11 protein-coding genes are annotated in these 16,389 nt (G+C 49.1%); 6 read left to right on the plus strand and 5 right to left on the minus strand.

Annotated features, from left to right (window positions below):
- Positions 1-275: 275 nt before the first annotated feature.
- The 5 genes from LQ777_RS23680 (at position 276) to LQ777_RS23700 (ending at position 7,860) form a co-directional block, all read left to right on the plus strand.
- A complete protein-coding gene (locus LQ777_RS23680) occupies positions 276-662 on the plus strand; it encodes a hypothetical protein (protein WP_232560390.1) in 387 nt (128 codons plus the stop codon).
- Between the two features lie 142 nt (positions 663-804).
- Positions 805-3,876, plus strand: coding sequence for a protein translocase subunit SecDF (secDF, locus tag LQ777_RS23685; protein ID WP_232560391.1), 3,072 nt, complete (start codon positions 805-807; stop codon positions 3,874-3,876).
- A 143-nt stretch (positions 3,877-4,019) separates the two neighbouring features.
- Entirely contained in the window at positions 4,020-5,516 is a 1,497-nt protein-coding gene (locus LQ777_RS23690) for an APC family permease (protein WP_232560392.1), read from the plus strand.
- Positions 5,517-5,621: 105 nt separating this feature from the next.
- On the plus strand, positions 5,622-6,425 hold the full coding sequence (locus LQ777_RS23695) for a sulfite exporter TauE/SafE family protein (protein WP_232560393.1): 804 nt from the start codon (positions 5,622-5,624) through the stop codon (positions 6,423-6,425).
- Between the two features lie 31 nt (positions 6,426-6,456).
- A complete protein-coding gene (locus LQ777_RS23700) occupies positions 6,457-7,860 on the plus strand; it encodes an MBL fold metallo-hydrolase (RefSeq protein ID WP_232560394.1) in 1,404 nt (467 codons plus the stop codon).
- Positions 7,861-7,896: 36 nt separating this feature from the next.
- Here the strand turns inward: LQ777_RS23700 and LQ777_RS23705 are convergent, their stop codons facing one another.
- Positions 7,897-8,256 (minus strand): hypothetical protein, encoded by a 360-nt coding sequence (locus LQ777_RS23705; RefSeq protein WP_232560395.1) that lies wholly within the window; start codon positions 8,254-8,256, stop codon positions 7,897-7,899.
- A 202-nt stretch (positions 8,257-8,458) separates the two neighbouring features.
- Entirely contained in the window at positions 8,459-9,439 is a 981-nt protein-coding gene (locus LQ777_RS23710; protein ID WP_232560396.1) for a pyruvate dehydrogenase complex E1 component subunit beta, read from the minus strand.
- Between the two features lie 428 nt (positions 9,440-9,867).
- Here LQ777_RS23710 and LQ777_RS23715 point away from each other — a divergent pair, with 428 nt between their 5' ends.
- Positions 9,868-12,297 carry a TonB-dependent receptor gene (locus tag LQ777_RS23715; RefSeq protein WP_232560397.1) on the plus strand — a complete coding sequence of 810 codons (2,430 nt, stop codon included), beginning with the start codon at positions 9,868-9,870 and terminating at the stop codon, positions 12,295-12,297.
- 56 nt (positions 12,298-12,353) lie between these two features.
- Here the strand turns inward: LQ777_RS23715 and LQ777_RS23720 are convergent, their stop codons facing one another.
- From LQ777_RS23720 to LQ777_RS23730, 3 genes are all read right to left on the minus strand, one after another.
- Positions 12,354-13,382 carry a phosphotransferase gene (locus LQ777_RS23720; RefSeq protein WP_232560398.1) on the minus strand — a complete coding sequence of 343 codons (1,029 nt, stop codon included), beginning with the start codon at positions 13,380-13,382 and terminating at the stop codon, positions 12,354-12,356.
- A 74-nt stretch (positions 13,383-13,456) separates the two neighbouring features.
- On the minus strand, positions 13,457-15,727 hold the full coding sequence (gene porZ, locus LQ777_RS23725; RefSeq protein WP_232560399.1) for a type IX secretion system anionic LPS delivery protein PorZ: 2,271 nt from the start codon (positions 15,725-15,727) through the stop codon (positions 13,457-13,459).
- 7 nt (positions 15,728-15,734) lie between these two features.
- Complete coding sequence (locus tag LQ777_RS23730) at positions 15,735-16,364, minus strand: thymidine kinase (RefSeq protein WP_232560400.1); 630 nt, start codon at positions 16,362-16,364, stop codon at positions 15,735-15,737.
- Positions 16,365-16,389: the final 25 nt, after the last annotated feature.

Here is a 16,389-nt window from a genome sequence, read left to right on the forward strand (position 1 = left end):
AGCTTCGCAAGATGATATTGTTTGGTTAGCGATTGTCAAAAATTGGCATTCGTTTCCAAAAACAGAATAGAATTATACCTTCGATATACTCGTATACAAGCCCGTTTGGAGGGATATGAACTTTCTCAACATTATTTTATTAGGCAATTCACAACTTCTCTATTTGGTCTTTGCCCGCGTCCGCTTGCTAAAAAATTGTCCCGGTGCCTAAAATGCGAATGACATTTGCTTTCTATTGAAAAACATACGAAATTTGTTATCCGCTAAAGGAATTTATGAAGCAACCGCGCGTCATACAACGTCTTTCAGGTATTCTACTGGCTTCACTGCTGCTATTTTCGGCAGTATGGGGTCATGGTGGCCTTGTTGAACACCAAGCGCTAGTTACCAAAAAAGCGGTTGCCGAACACAGCAAAGCGGGCAAATCGACGGATTCCAAATCATCGGACGCCCAACTGAGTACGGCCCACTTTGAAGCGGTCGTTGCACCGGCAGTTACGTTAGACGGAGGGAGCCAAACGGCCTTTTTACTTCCGGCTCCAACGCTCGTTATCTTATTGCTGTTGAGCGTTCCTTTGCTCCGGCATTTCACGCTTCCGCATTTTTATTTTTCTTACTTCAAGTACGTTTTCGGGCATCATATTGCCACTAACGCGCCCTAACGCAGGCGTGGGCAATAGGTATTACCTATCCTTCAATTAGTTCTCTGTTCAATTGTGTCTTTGACCCGTAGGTCAGGACATCCATTTCTTTTCGTATCAAGTACCACTTATCCTAATCACGGACTACAAACCGTGGAAACCAATGCAAAACCGAACCGGAATACTTATTCTGACGGGTGTAATTGCTGCTATCTGCATTTACTTCCTGTCATTCACGTTCGTCTCGCGGAGTATCAAAGCCGACGCGGAGGCTTACGCAACCAATAAACAGGGGCAGTTCGACCGGGCCAAAGAGCAGCGCTATCTGGATTCGCTCTGGAAAGAGCCCGTTTTCTTAGGCAGCACGCTTCAGGAAGTTACCGAGCGTGAGCTTGGCCTTGGCCTTGACCTGCAAGGCGGTATGCACGTTGTCCTGGAGGTATCGCCAGCGGATATTCTTCGTAGCCTATCCGGTAATAACCGCGATCCTAAATTTAACGAGGCTCTGAAGCAAGCTGGTGAAGATCAGAAGACAAGCAACACGAGCTTTGTTGACCTGTTTGCCAACAACTTCAAGAAGCTTGCTCCAGACACCAAACTGGCTACGATCTTCGCAACCAGCGCAAACCGCAGCAAAATCAACTTCCAGTCGTCCGATACCGAAGTTCGGAAATTGTTGAACGACGAAGTAAACGGTGCTTTTGGCCGTGCGTTCCAGATCATCCAGGCGCGGGTCGATAAGTTTGGCGTTGCTAACCCAAACATTCAGCGTTTACCAGGTTCGGGTCGTATTCAGATCGAACTACCCGGCGTAGACAATCCCGAGCGGATCCGCCGTCTGTTGACGGGCTCGGCCAAACTCGAATTCACGGAAGTATACCGCCTGAACGAACTGGCTCCAGCTATCGAAGGCATGGGTTCTTATCTGTTGCGTGAAGAAACCGCTCGTAAAGCGACGGCAAAAGCTTCTACACCGGCTACGGGTACCACCGCGCAGGGCAACAGCCTCGAATCACAGTTGGCGCAAGGTTCGAAGAAAGATTCTACGTCTAAAAGCGATACCGCTGCTACATCGGCGCAGGGTACAGCTTTAACGCAGCTATTCCTGCCCGTTGGACAAGACCAATTAGGGGTTTATCTGAAAGATACGGCTCGGGCAAATGCGGTTCTGAACGCACCCGAAGTTCGTAGCCTGTTCCCTGCCGACGCTGTTTTTGCCTGGGACCGGAAAACGTTTAAAGCAACGGACGGAAAAGAGATTCTGCCCCTTTACTTCCTCAAGAAACCAGGTGGTCGTGCACCACTGGAAGGTGATGTAATTACCGACGCTACCAACGACTACGATGATCGTGGCCGTCCTGAGGTGACGATGAACATGAACGCGGAAGGTGCGCGCAAATGGAAAAGCTTAACCGCTGCTAACGTGGGTCGTCCGGTCGCTATCTTACTTGACAACCTGGTTTATACCGCACCAAACGTACAGAACGAAATTCCGAATGGCCGGTCGAGCATCTCTGGAAACTTCACTGTTGAAGAGACGAAAGACATGTCAAACGTACTGAAAGCCGGTAAACTGCCAGCGCCAACGACAATTGTCGAAGAAAGCGTTGTCGGTGCTACGCTAGGTTCAGAAGCGGTAAGCGCCGGTGTACTTTCATCGGTTGTTGGTATCCTGCTGGTATTTGGCTTTGTCGTATTCTACTACAACCGGGCCGGTGTTATTGCCGATATCGCCTTGCTCGTTAACCTGTTCTTCCTGTTAGGCGTCATGGCTTCGCTGGGGGCGGTATTGACCATGCCAGGTATTGCCGGTATCGTACTGTCGATTGGTATGGCGGTGGACGCGAACGTACTTATTTTCGAGCGGATTAAAGAAGAACTAGAGCTGGGTAAAACCTTTAAACAAGCTGTTAGCGACGGTTTCAAGAACGCACTCCCATCGATTATTGACTCAAACGTAACAACCTTCCTGACGGGTATTGTCTTGTTTATCTTCGGTACGGGTCTGATTCTTGGCTTTGCCACAACGCTGATCATCGGTATTCTAACCTCATTGTTCGCGGCTATCTTTATTACGCGTCTGCTGTTGGAGTACTACATTCGTAATGGCAAAACGTTGACCTTTAGCTCGACGTGGGCAAAAAAACTGTTTGCCGATTCGGATTTTGATTTCGTTTCTCGTCGGAAGCTGTACTATACCATTTCGTCGGTTATCATCGGTGCGGGTATCATTTCTGTTCTTTTCAGAGGATTTGGTCTAGGCGTCGATTTCAAAGGTGGTCGGTCCTATGTGGTTCGTTTCGAAAAAGCCATTACCACTGACGATGTTCGGAATTCACTGGAAGGTGTTTTGGGCGCATCACCAGAGGTTAAAACTTACGGCGGTACGGGTATTGGCGCGAACCAGGTAAAAGTAACGACTTCCTATCTGGTTGACGATAACTCGGCAGGTGCTGACAAACGCGCCGAAGCGACCATTTACAAAGGTTTGAGCAGCCTAAAAGGCAATCCGGCGCACATCGAAAGTTCGCAGAAAGTTGGACCGACCATCGCCTACGACATTCTGACATCGGCGTTATGGTCGATTCTTTTAGCGGTAGCGGTCGTCTTTGTGTACATTCTGATTCGATTCAAGAAGCTGGCGTTCGGTTACGGTGCGGTAGTGGCTATGTTCCACGATGTACTGATTATCCTCGCTATTTTCTCGATTTTCAACGGCTTACTGCCTTTCTCGCTTGACGTAGACCAGGCATTTGTGGGCGCCTTGCTGACAATCATGGGTTACTCGATGAACGATACCGTCGTTGTCTTCGACCGGATTCGCGAATACCTGAACGAAAACCGGGGTAAGAAAGAAAGTATTCCAACGATCATCAACAATGCGTTGAACAGCACCCTGAGCCGTACGGCGGTGACTGGTTTCTCAACCATTCTTGTCCTGTTGGTACTCTTTATTTTCGGTGGTGAAACCATCCGGGGCTTCTCTTTCGCGATGCTGATCGGTGTCATTGTTGGTACGTACTCGTCGCTGTTCGTGGCAACGCCGATTGTGGTTGACGCCTTGAGCAACGATCAGGAAAAAGACAACGGAACGCCGACAACCATCGAAAAGAAAACTGGCTTCGACGCGATTCCGGCTGACTTCACCAGCGCAGAAGCAACTACGCCTGAAGAGTTCACTGCGAAAAAAGAGAAGAAAGCAAAAACTCCGCTTATTCGTCCATCGCAGTCATAGTAAATTGAGTCACCAAAAAGCCGAACAGTTTTGACGCTGTTCGGCTTTTTCTGGTTCATATTTGATTATTCATTATCTTTCCTCGCGCTTTAGCCTAAGAATCTTTTTCTGAAAGCCGTAATCACCAAACTCTATTTTCCTGTATGGAAACCAAACTAAAACCAGTTAATACCAGCATAATGCGCAAAAAGCCGTTATCGGCCTATGCCGCAGATATGCAAAAGAGTGAGCTTAAGCGCGTCCTAACCCGTTGGGGGCTGACATCGCTGGGTATCGGAGCGGTTATTGGAGGTGGCGTTTTTGTATTGACAGGAATCGCTGCCAACCAGTGGGCTGGTCCCGCTCTGGTGCTGTCTTTTATGATGGCCGGCGTAGCCTGTACATTCGCGGCTCTTTGCTACGCCGAGTTTGCTTCTATCTTGCCGGTAGAAGGTTCGGCATACGCTTATTCATATGGCACAGTAGGCGAAATTTTTGCTTGGTTTATCGGGTGGAACCTTGTCTTGGAATACATGATGGGAGCTACGACAGTAGCCGTTAGCTGGTCGGGTTATTTCGAAAAATTACTTCATCTGTTCCACATAGAACCCCCTTTGTGGTTGATGAACGACCCCGTCACAGCTCACGAAAAGGCGGATGCGCTACGAGCCGCCGGTCAGGCCATCCCTGATTTTACGTTTGCCATGAACCTGCCCGCTTTTCTCATTGTGTGGGTCGTTACCTATATCCTGGTAAAAGGCATTAAAGAAGCAGCTAGTACAAACAATCTGATCGTCATTGTAAAAGTAGCGGTGGTTATCTTCGTAATCGTTGTTGGCGCTTTTTACATTGATACGACGAACTGGACTCCGTTTATTCCCGAAGCGGTTATGAAAGAAGGACAGCAGCACTACGGCTTCAATGGTATTGTGACTGCCGCCAGTATCGTCTTCTTCGCCTACATCGGTTTCGACGCGGTATCTACGCAGGCCGGTGAAGCTATCAATCCTCGTAAAGACGTTCCGTTCGCTATCATCGCTTCGCTGATCATCTGTACGATTCTGTATATCCTTGTAACGCTGGTCCTGACGGGTATGGTCCGTTATGATAACCTCGACCTGAAAGCTCCCGTTGCTCAGGCATTCGCGGATATTGGCTTAACATGGGCTGTTTATATCATCACGATAGCCGCTATCGGTGGTCTGACTTCCGTAATGCTGGTGATGATGCTCGGCCAGACCCGGATTTTCCTGGGCATGGCTAAAGATGGCCTTTTGCCTAAAGGATTATTTGCCGCTATCCATCCGACCTTCAAAACACCCTGGAAAAGTACGATTCTGGTAGGTGGTATTGTTTCTATCGTTGCCGCCCTGACTCCTATCGACAAAGTATCTGAATTGTGTAGTTCAGGAACGCTCTTAGCGTTTGCTATGATTTGCGGAGCCGTATGGCTGCTACGTGTTCGCGAGCCGAATCTGGAGCGGCCTTACAAAACACCAGCTCTGCCGGTTGTAGCTACGCTGGGTATTCTGGCAAACTTATACCTGATGTGGAACCTGCGCGTTGACACCAAAATTGCCTTTTTGGTATGGGGCGCTTTAGGTCTGATTGTTTACTTCCTGTACAGCCGCAAGCACAGTAACTTAAACAATCCAGAGTAACAAGTCTGCGTATTTAATAACTGATAAGCAGTACAAACCGCTCCTGACCCCGTGTCAGGAGCGGTTTTTTTATGGATCAATCAAGGATTGAGTAATTTTACGCCCATGAGTGGACAGGAGTTGGCAGGATATGCATCAGCTTTGCTAGTGGGACTAGTTATTGGTCTGGCGGGGGGCGGGGGTTCTATATTAACCGTTCCTATTTTTGTTTACGTATTTGGTATTCCAACAGTACTGGCTACGACTTATTCACTGTTCGTCGTTGGCGCAACGTCATTGGTCGGTTCTATCCATCACATCTGGCAAAAGCGCGTAGACATGCGCGTAACCGCAGCTTTTGCCTTACCGTCCTTTGTTTCGATCTATCTAAGCCGCCGTTTCCTGGTTCCGGCCTTGCCAGATCCCTTGCTTCAGATCAACGATTTCGTATTACCAAAAAGTAAGGCTATCCTATACTTTTTTGCCGTCGTTATGCTTCTCGCGGCTCGCGCGATGATTCGAAGCACTCGGCCCGAGCAAGGTGAAGCCGCCGACGGAAAACCTCGTTATCTTTCTCTTTCACTCGATGGACTAGCCGTTGGCCTATTGACAGGTACCATTGGTGCGGGCGGTGGCTTTCTGATTGTACCGATGCTTGTTTTGCTGGCCGGTCTACCCATTCACCGAGCTGTAGCCACGTCCATTCTGATCATTGCGATCAATTCATTCGTTGGCTTTGCCGGTGATATACACCATACCGATCTGGACTGGAATTTTCTGCTACCGTTTACGGGTTTATCCATTATTGGCATTTTCGCAGGCATGTACTTTTCGCGCTTTGTTGCCCCCGACCGCCTGAAAAAAGGATTTGGGTGGTTTGTGCTGATCGTTGCCTGTTACATGATTTTGAAAGAGTTATCTACTGTATAATTAGTCGGTAAGCGACGTACTAGTTAAGGCTATGGTTATTGAACAACTTTATACGGGCTGTCTGGCGCAGGGAGCTTATTATATCGAGAGTAATGGAGAAGCAGCGATTATTGACCCGCTTCGCGAAACGTCTCCTTACATCCGTAAAGCGGAAAAAGACGGAGCACTTATTAAATACGTCTTCGAGACGCACTTCCACGCAGATTTCGTGTCGGGACATTTAGATCTGGCCCAAAAAACGGGCGCAACCATTGTGTACGGGCCAAATGCCAAGACCAGTTATGAGGCTTATCACGCGCAGGACGGCGAATTGTTCAAGTTAGGTAACGTTCAGATCAAAGTACTCCACACACCGGGGCATACAACCGAATCGACGACGTATCTGCTCATCGACGAAGCAGGAAAAGACCACGCTATTTTTACGGGCGATACGCTATTTATTGGTGATGTCGGTCGGCCAGACCTGGCCATTAAAGCTAACCTGACGGAACACGATCTGGCAAGTATGCTTTACGACAGCCTGCACAATAAGATCATGCCACTGGCCGACGACGTTATTGTGTATCCGGCGCACGGAGCCGGTTCGGCTTGTGGTAAAAACATGAGTAAGGAAACGACCGATACGCTGGGCAATCAAAAACGATTCAATTACGCCCTACGCGCCAAATCGAAGGCGGAATTTATTGAGCAGGTTCTTACTGGTCTGACGGCGGCTCCGGCTTATTTCGCGGAGAATGCCCGATTGAACAAAGAAGGCTACGAAAGTCTTGACCGAGTTCTTCAACGAGGTAGCCACGCGCTTTCGGCGGATGCTTTCGAGGTTGCCGTTAATGAAACCGGAGCGCTGGTTCTCGATGTTCGCAATGCCGTTGATTTTGCCAATGGGTTTATTCCAAATTCGATTAATATTGGCTTGAATGGTCAGTTTGCCCCCTGGGTCGGCGCGTTGATACCAGACCTTAAGCAGCCCATTGCCCTACTAACACCAGCGGAATTAGAACAGGAAACAATCGTCCGGCTAGCGCGTGTCGGCTACGACAATTGTATCGGCTACCTCGATGGCGGTTTTGATACCTGGAAGAAGGCCGGTAAAGAAATTGATTCCATTGAGTCGATTTCGGCAGAGGAGTTTGCGGACCGGTGGCAGGCCAATCCAGCAATTACAGTGGTTGACGTTCGTAAACCAGGCGAATTTGAAACTGAGCATATTGAAGGGGCTCGAAACCTACCGCTTGATTACTTCAGCGATTATATGACCGAAATCAAGCGCGAGCAGCCTGTTTACGTTCATTGCGCGGGTGGCTATAGGTCTATGGTTGCCAATTCTATCTTGAAATCGCGCGGATTCGACAATGTTGTCAATGTAGAGGGTGGCTTGACGGCCATCAAAAAAACAAGTGTGCCGGTTAATGCTGAAGCAGACGCGGCTCATTAATTTCTGATAGTTTCATTAAGTGGTACTCTCTTAACATTACTGATTAGGATTGTCATCGATGCCCAGACGTGGCAGAGCAGGGTTCAATACGCGAGCTACTATTTTTATCCGGAAAACCTTCGTTCCTGCCACGTCGAAATCACAGCTGTAAAACTCTCGCTGTTTGATACCCCGATAAACAGCAGTATAGTTTACCTTGGGCGGCCAGTTTGTTATGGCTAGTTCAGCCGTTATCGCATCAACGGCTTTGCGAAGATTTGAAAAAAAGATCACACTGGTTTCCCGTTGTCGAATTGCGTTCAGTGAGCCGATATGCTGAATCGTAACTTCATATATAATTCGGCCTGTTGGCCTGATTTTAGACTCTTTTTCAGCTTTTTCTTCCAAACTCTTCATTATCTCAACTATTATGATAAATTATTTAACTATTTTCCAAGACCTAAACTTTTCACTGAGTGCATGTGTTTTACCTACAACTAAGCGATAATGAGCCTATCTGACGAACCAGATAGGCTTTTTTTGTGAGTTATTCTAAAAAGGAAAGAGCATTGCTATCACCAGCAATGCTCTTTCCTTTTTAGATAGTTTAGCCGTCAAATTACTTCTTGTACATTACCGACTCAACAGCTTGCAGCGTACGTTTTACGTTTGGCAGAATGGCTTCGATCAGGGTTGGCGCGTAAGGAAGTGGTAAATCCATGCTGTTAACCCGAATGACCGGCGCATCTAGGTAATCGAACGCGTTCCGTTGAATGTTATAAGTCAGTTCTGACGAGATCGCCGACAGCGGCCATGCTTCTTCAACAATGACACAACGGTTCGTTTTCTTCACCGAGTTGATAATGGTTGCGTAGTCGATTGGCCGAACCGAACGTAGGTCAATCACTTCCGCAGAAACGCCGTTCTTGGCCAGTTCTTCCGCAGCAGCCAGGGCCACTTTCATGATCTTACCGAACGATACAATCGTAACGTCGTTACCTTCACGAACGATATTGGCTTGGCCAATCGGAATCAGATACTCTTCTTCCGGCACTTGCCCTTTGTCGCCGTACATCAACTCCGACTCCATGAAAATGACGGGATCATTATCACGAATGGACGATTTTAGCAACCCTTTTGCATCGTAAGGGTTCGATGGAACGACAACTTTCAGACCGGGCGTGTTGGCAAACCAGTTCTCAAAGTTCTGTGAGTGCTGGCTCGATAGCATTCCGGCATTGCCCGTAGGTCCCCGAAACACAATCGGGCAGGAATATTGCCCGCCCGACATCGACATTACTTTAGCCGCTGAGTTAATGACCTGGTCAATCGCTACCAGCGAAAAGTTGAAGGTCATGAATTCAATAATGGGGCGGAGACCGTTCATGGCCGAGCCGACGCCAATACCAGCGAAGCCTAATTCGGCGATGGGCGTATCGATAACCCGTTCTGGACCAAATTCGTCCAGCATTCCCTGACTGACTTTATAAGCACCGTTGTATTCGGCTACTTCTTCGCCCATCAGATACACTTTCGAATCCCGGCGCATTTCTTCCGACATGGCCTCCCGCAGGGCTTCGCGGAACTGTATTTCTCTCATCCTGAATCGGTTGATTTCGTTTTATGTTACTCCCGATAACCTAACGGCTTTGGGGAACATTCGCTTAAAAAACTGATCAAAATTAGACAAAATGCCCTGATTCGTCAAATGATCGTTGACAGCTTCGCGCAATATCCGATAAAGAGTTTCATTCAGCTTCTGCTAAATAACGGAAATGATGCAACCAGCGTCCTGCTTTCTGCATCATTGGATTGAATCTACCCATCCGATTCAGAGCTCTTTATGCTTACCACCGGCTTGATTTACATGATTTCTACTACCGCTTATTGCGCAATGACAACGCTTTTCAGGGCTGATCAACCATTCATAAAACTGTTAAATTTTCCTAACAACATACTGTCTTCCTTTACCTCCGCTTAGCTTTACCTCATTAGGCACTGATACCTAAACTATTACCTTCTCCCTTCATGAAAAACCTATTCTTATTCTTACTTTTTTTCGTGCCTCTACTTACGATTGGCCAATCCAATCCGGGGCGCGTTACGGGTTCGTTAGCGGACTCAACGACCACGAAATCGATTCCTTTTGCGACAGTAGCGCTACAGACCAGCGACAGTAAAATTGTCTCCGGCGTCACAACCGACGACCAGGGAGCTTTTGTTCTTGACAAAGTGGCTACCGGCGTTTACAAAGTAGTGATTTCCTTTGTCGGGTACCGCACCAAGACGATTGAAAAAATTGCTGTCACCTCGGAAAAGCCTGTCATCAATCTGGGAAAAATCGTGGTGTCACCCGATAGCCGCAATCTTAGTGAAGTTAACGTAGTCGGTCAGAAAGCCCTGGTAGAAGATAAGGGCGACCGACTGGTTTACAACGCCGAACGAGACGCGTCAAATACGGGCGGAACGGCAGTGGATGTACTGCGAAAAGCACCGATGCTTACGGTTGATCTGGATGGCAATCTAAAAATGCGAGGTAGCGGCAATATAAAAGTGCTGGTGAATGGCAAACCGTCGTCGATTATGGCCCGGAACCTGGCCGATGCACTCAAGCAAATGCCCGCTAACATTATAAAATCCGTTGAGGTTATTACCAGCCCCGGCGCTAAATACGATGCCGAAGGGTCAGCGGGTGTCATCAATATCATCACCAAGAAAGGCGTACAGGGCACCAATGGCACGGTTAACGTCACGGGTGGGAATCTGAATCGTTCGTTGGGTGGTAATTTGAACGTCAAAGGCAAAAAACTTGGTCTGGCAATCTCGCTGAACGGTTATCAGTATCGAAATATCGCTGAAAACAACAGTGTCCGGACGGCATTGACGGATGGCCAGCCAACCAGTGTTCTCAATCAAAGCACTTACCGGGACAACACGGGCACGGGCGGTTACGGCGAAATGAGCTTTGATTACGACCCTGACTCCACCAACCGCATCAACTTCTCGGCCAACGCCTGGGGCGGCAACTTTCCAATGAATAGTACGCTCGACAGCCGTCTGACGGATCCGCAAGGTGCCGTAATCCAGCAATACCATCGTGATATTAAGTTTCGTAATCCGTACGGTAACTCGGAGTTTAACCTCGGCTGGACGAAGTCATTCAAAAAATCCGGGCAGGAACTTTCTGTTCTAACGCAGTACGCCCGGATGCCCGACAACTACTATTACACCATTACGCAAAACGATATGCAGTCGGAGGTGCCGACTTACCTGGAACGCAGCACGAACCTCAGCCGCAACAACGAGTATACGTTCCAGACCGATTACGCGCATCCCTTTACGGCCCGTACCAAACGGGATACGCTTACGATCAAGGCCGAAGTCGGGGCAAAAACAATCCTGCGCGGCATCGGTAGCGAGTTTGTTATTGAACAAGCGTTGACAGGCATGGAAAGTAGTTATGCCATTGACCCTAACCGTTCGAATGAGTTTACCTACGATCAGCAGGTAATGGCGGGCTACGCATCCTTAAAGATCGATTCGAAACGAAAATGGAACCTGACGGCCGGAACCCGGCTCGAACATACCAGTATCCAGGGCGACTTTGTAACGACGAAGAGCCGGTTTACCAATCAGTATCAGAACCTGATTCCGAGCTTTACACTCGCCAAAACACTGAAGGACAAGCACACGTTCAAGGTAAGCTACACCCAACGAATTTCGCGGCCGCTGATCTGGTACTTAAATCCGTACCGTAATTACAGTGATCCAAAGAATGTTCAGACAGGTAACCCATACCTGAATCCTGAGCTCACCCACGCCACTGAATTGTCGTACAATACCTTTGGCAAAGAAGGTATGTCGTTCAACGCTGCTCTTTTCTGGCGGCAGACGAACAACTCCATTGAGTGGCTCTCGACGGTTGATGCGCAGGGCGCAGCGTTATCATCTCCCCAGAATATCGGTCGGAATGCCAGCTACGGTGCTAACGTAAACCTCACGCTACAACCTAATAAAAACTTTAATCTGAGCATCGGCAGCGACCTTACCTACGTCGATCTGACAAGTGTAGCGCTCAACCAGCGTACCAATGGCTGGGTATGGAGCACAACGCCGAACGCGTCTTATAAACTACCGAAAGACTTAACCATCCAAGCGAACGGCTACGTTGGTTCGGGCTGGATCTCGCTTCAAAGCCGCAACTCAGGCTGGTACTATTACGGGATATCGGCCAAGAAAGAGTTGATGGACAAAAAAGTTACGCTGACCCTAAATCTGAATAACCCCTTCAACCGAAGCGTCAAAATAACGGGTGACCAGTTTGCGCCTTCGTTTACGGCGCAGAACACCTCTCTTTTCGTAAACCGCTCATTCCGCCTGACGCTTAACTACAAATTCGGCCAGATGAGTTCGGGAGGGAAACAGAGCCGGAAAATTAGCAATGACGATAAGAAGTAGCGGGTTGCTATCCATACAACTCATTGGCAAGGCCGACGTAGCGACGTCGGCCTTTTTTATTGAAGCATCAAACGAGCCTCCTCGAGCAACGCTTGCTTTTGCGACAGCGACAGGTTCAACGGCAATTGAGCTGGTCCAACAAGACGACGGACAAGTTCGATACCCGTGAATTGTTTCCGCAACATCTCATCAAAACCTGTCGGTTTTTCGTAGTTCGACAAAATAACGTCCAGTACGGCGAAGGGTTGTTGCGCCATCATCAAATGGGCCATAAGGACGCCCAAATCAAATTCGGGAGGACCGTAAAAACAAAATTCCGGATCGATTATTTTAACAGCGGTCGTTTCTCCCGCAACGACCTGCAACCACCTTCCGGGGTGATAGTCGCCGTGTAAAAGCGTTGTCGGTTTACTAGTCTTATTGCTAGAACGCTCGTCGTCTGACAGATAAAGCGCTCCTAGTTGTCTAACGGCTTTTCTCAAGGCAGCGTCCTGTCTGTATGCTGTTGCGACCTGCTGTAAACCGGGTTGAACAGCGTCAAGATTGGCCCCGTTATCTTCCAGAAAAGGTGTGACAAAGATCGACTCATGGTTGAGCGCACGCATTTGGCTATTTGCAAAAATCGGCTCGCGCGTGTGACTCAGAAACTGATGGTGTAGTTCTGACAGAAAGAAAGCCAATGCTTCGGCTTCCACATCAGGCAAAAATTGACTCGACTGGTACAAAAAAGTGTAGTTGCGCGCATCCCCTAAATCCTGGAGGACAATCGTATTATTTTCTTCATCTACGCCCAGAAGCTGAGGCATATGATTCGCCAGCATAGGAACAAGCTGCGTCCGCTCGTAAAACCGTCCCTCGACAATAGCCCGTTGTGCTGGTGCAGAAATCGTTGAAAACGGCTCTGTGTAGGTCTGCGATTGTTTGACAATCAGGGTTCGATTGGCAGTAGTCACCCGCAAGGTATAGTTCATTCTCCCCCTGCCCAATTGTTCGACCGATGCTATTCTTTCCTCGTTATCAAGCCAGCCTCGTCGGCGAAGGTAGTCTTGCAGCACACTTACCTCCTGAACGTCCAGATGCAGCATATGTATCGGTATAAAGGTGTAGACAAATGAGTAGCCGTACAGCGACAACTTTTTCTAAAGCTAGCTGTTTTTGGCTATCGCACAACCGCTAGCTTTCCAGCTACGCCTTCCAGTCCATCGCCGGACACAACAACGATTAAATAAACGCCTGTTTGTGCTGATCGTCCTCGATAGTCGCGCAAATTCCAGGTTGCGGTTCCTCCCTGCGAACGAGTTTCGAACACGAGTTGACCACCAGCATCCAGAATTTTTACGGTAGCGTTTTCGGTCAATCCATTGATGCCAACCGTACCCGTAAAGTCAGGACGAACTGGATTAGGAAAGATCGTCACGCTACCCAGAGCGGAAGCAGGTTCAGTCGCGGACCCCTGGTAGGAAACCAGTCCCCTAGGTTGATCAGCAGTACCCGTCTCGATAAAGACACGCCCACCGATTGGCTCAATGGCAAGCGCCTGAATGAAATTGTCTGGTAAGGGGCTATTATCCGCTGTAAACGTATCAAGTAGCTGCGAACCGTCGGGCGACACATGATACAAGCCGTTTCGCGTTCCAATCCATTTTCGATTTCCACCGTCTACGGCAATCGCTGTAATCGCTTCATTAGCCAGCAAGCGACGCCGGTTGATCAACGGCGGTTGCGCGTTGACAACCGCATCAAACGCTCCGTACGGATTGTCGAAAACGGTAGGACCCAGATCGGTACCAACCCATATGGCCCCGCTCCGATCCTTCACGAGGTTTCGTACAGCGGTTGTTAGCAATCCTCCCTGCCCACTCAATGTTGTCAGATACCGACTGCGGTTTGTCTGCGGGTCGAAAACCAGAATACCGCCTATACCCAGCCGAAGCCACAAAAAGCCGTTGTCGTCGGGTACAATCTGAACAATACCCGGCTGATTAACGGTAGTAAATGACTGAAACTGGCCGTTTGACCGGCGAACGTGTAAGGTTGCCAGCTGACTATCAGTAGTCGTTATCCATAAATTTCCATCCGCGTCGGTGGCCAGCGCCGTGATAGACAAGCCGACCGTAGCGGGCAACTCAACCGCCGAAATCATTTGATCAGCCTGTTGAACCCACAAACCTCCGCCGTAACTACCCAGATACAACTTCTGCTCGTTGGGCAGATAGGCAGCGGAGTTAAAGCCCCGTCCCTGGTTTGTCGTTGCGTTGTTCAGCCAGCGTCCATTCGGAACAGAGAACACACTCACCGACGATTGATTTGCACTTACTGGTCTGCTCTCCTGCGGTCCATTTGGTAAAGCTACCAGCGTCTGCGAATAGGTATAAAGACTGGCGAACTGATCCTGTGAGGGTCCTTCAGGAATAATTTGCAGAATGGTTCCGGTGTTGCCGGATAGTAGGCCATTCTGCGCATCCGCAATCCAAACCGTATTACCATCCTGTACCACCTCTCGCGGATCAGCCAGCAGCGAACTGGTGATGGCCGTCGTGTTAGGCACCGTTACGCTGTTGTTTGTTGCCAGAATCAATCCGTTGCTCCCCGCAAATTGTCGAATGATCGGATTGGCAAGTGGCTGGATCAACGTCCACCGGCCCGATTGCCGCTCGTAAACACCCCGGCCATTAACGGTTATGAACAAGCGTCCCCCGCTCGTGTTGACGGACGCAAGCAGCGAGTCAGGCACGGGAATAGCGCGCCAGTTCGCTGGGTCTGCAATGTTAACGTTAGCCGCAAAACGTACTGCTTGAAACCGCCGACCGGGTCCACTTACCGCTGATGAAGCTGTCAGTGCGTAAAGACTGTCCGTTGTAGCGGTAGTCTGATAGATCGGTAAGGCAGAACCATCTGCCCGTTGGCTGAAATACGTGTCCCGGATCTCGTGTCTTACCACATCCAGAACAACCAGGCCAAAGTCTGTGCTTAGATAGGCATTATTGCCAACACGATTGATGTGGTTGATCGTCCGGGAAGCCGGAAGATTAGGGGCCGTAAAAATCGTATTTACGTTCAGAACTCCGGCGGGCTCACCCGTTGTCGACAGCGCCATAAAGTCCAGATTACCATTCTGGTAGGCGATCAACAGGCTGTTCTGGTCAGCGAGATACAGCAGCCGACTGATGCCCACATCACTTAAGCCGTCCTGCTTGGTAAGTATAGTCGTTTCGTTGGTGGCCTTATTAACATAAAAAAAGCCATTTTTTGTAGCCGCGTAAACGGTGGTAGCGGTAACGGCAACTGACTGCCCGGACCGATAGCTAACGTGCGATTGCCAACTGCCAATCTGTGCCCACCCCGCATACTGAATAACAAATGCGAATGCCAGGATTAGTGACCATTCGCGTAACGCCTTTTGGCCATACACGGCATAAGCACGATTCATGCGTTACTTATTCATTTGTATCAGCGTCTTCATACGCCCATTCCTTTCGTCCAGCTTCGTCGCCCAGGTTGAAACAACGGCGGCAACGGGCTTCGTAACTATCGGTTTCGCCCAGCAAAACCCGCTCCTGCGAGGGCACCAGCCGGTACGAATACTGCGCAATGTCGCCACACACCACACAAATGGCGTGGACTTTGGTAACGTATTCCGCTGTAGCCATCAACTGGGGCATACACCCGAACGGCTGCCCTGAATAATCCATATCCAGGCCCGCTAGTATAATTCGTTGCCCCTGGTTGGCCAGCGTTCGGCAGACCTCGACAATTTCTTTATCAAAAAATTGAGCTTCGTCGATACCAACCACATCACAGTCACCCGCTAAGGCTAAAATCTGGCCCGCCGTTTGCACTGGGGTTGAGTGGATGGTCAGGGCAGAATGGGAGACAATATTTTCCTCGTGGTAACGCGTATCGATAGCCGGTTTGAATATCTGAACCTTAAGCTTAGCAATACGAGCGCGTGTAAGCCGCCGAATCAGTTCTTCGGTTTTACCGGAAAACATTGATCCACAGATAACCTCAATCCAGCCAGTGCGGAGATGGGGAGGTTCGCGTCGTCGGGTCGGTTCGATAAACATGATGTACCAGTGGTTGTAAAAGCAA

Origin of the sequence: Spirosoma oryzicola, from assembly GCF_021233055.1 — a bacterium.
GTDB classification, from domain to species: Bacteria; Bacteroidota; Bacteroidia; order Cytophagales; family Spirosomataceae; genus Spirosoma; species Spirosoma oryzicola.

Coding starts and splice junctions, on each gene's coding strand:
- LQ777_RS23680 (WP_232560390.1), top strand. CDS start 276: ATGAAGCAACCGCGCGTCATACAACGTCTTTCAGGTATTCTACTGGCT.
- secDF (WP_232560391.1), top strand. CDS start 805: ATGCAAAACCGAACCGGAATACTTATTCTGACGGGTGTAATTGCTGCT.
- LQ777_RS23690 (WP_232560392.1), top strand. CDS start 4,020: ATGGAAACCAAACTAAAACCAGTTAATACCAGCATAATGCGCAAAAAG.
- LQ777_RS23695 (WP_232560393.1), top strand. CDS start 5,622: ATGAGTGGACAGGAGTTGGCAGGATATGCATCAGCTTTGCTAGTGGGA.
- LQ777_RS23700 (WP_232560394.1), top strand. CDS start 6,457: ATGGTTATTGAACAACTTTATACGGGCTGTCTGGCGCAGGGAGCTTAT.
- LQ777_RS23705 (WP_232560395.1), bottom strand. CDS start 8,256: ATGAAGAGTTTGGAAGAAAAAGCTGAAAAAGAGTCTAAAATCAGGCCA.
- LQ777_RS23710 (WP_232560396.1), bottom strand. CDS start 9,439: ATGAGAGAAATACAGTTCCGCGAAGCCCTGCGGGAGGCCATGTCGGAA.
- LQ777_RS23715 (WP_232560397.1), top strand. CDS start 9,868: ATGAAAAACCTATTCTTATTCTTACTTTTTTTCGTGCCTCTACTTACG.
- LQ777_RS23720 (WP_232560398.1), bottom strand. CDS start 13,382: ATGCTGCATCTGGACGTTCAGGAGGTAAGTGTGCTGCAAGACTACCTT.
- porZ (WP_232560399.1), bottom strand. CDS start 15,727: ATGAATCGTGCTTATGCCGTGTATGGCCAAAAGGCGTTACGCGAATGG.
- LQ777_RS23730 (WP_232560400.1), bottom strand. CDS start 16,364: ATGTTTATCGAACCGACCCGACGACGCGAACCTCCCCATCTCCGCACT.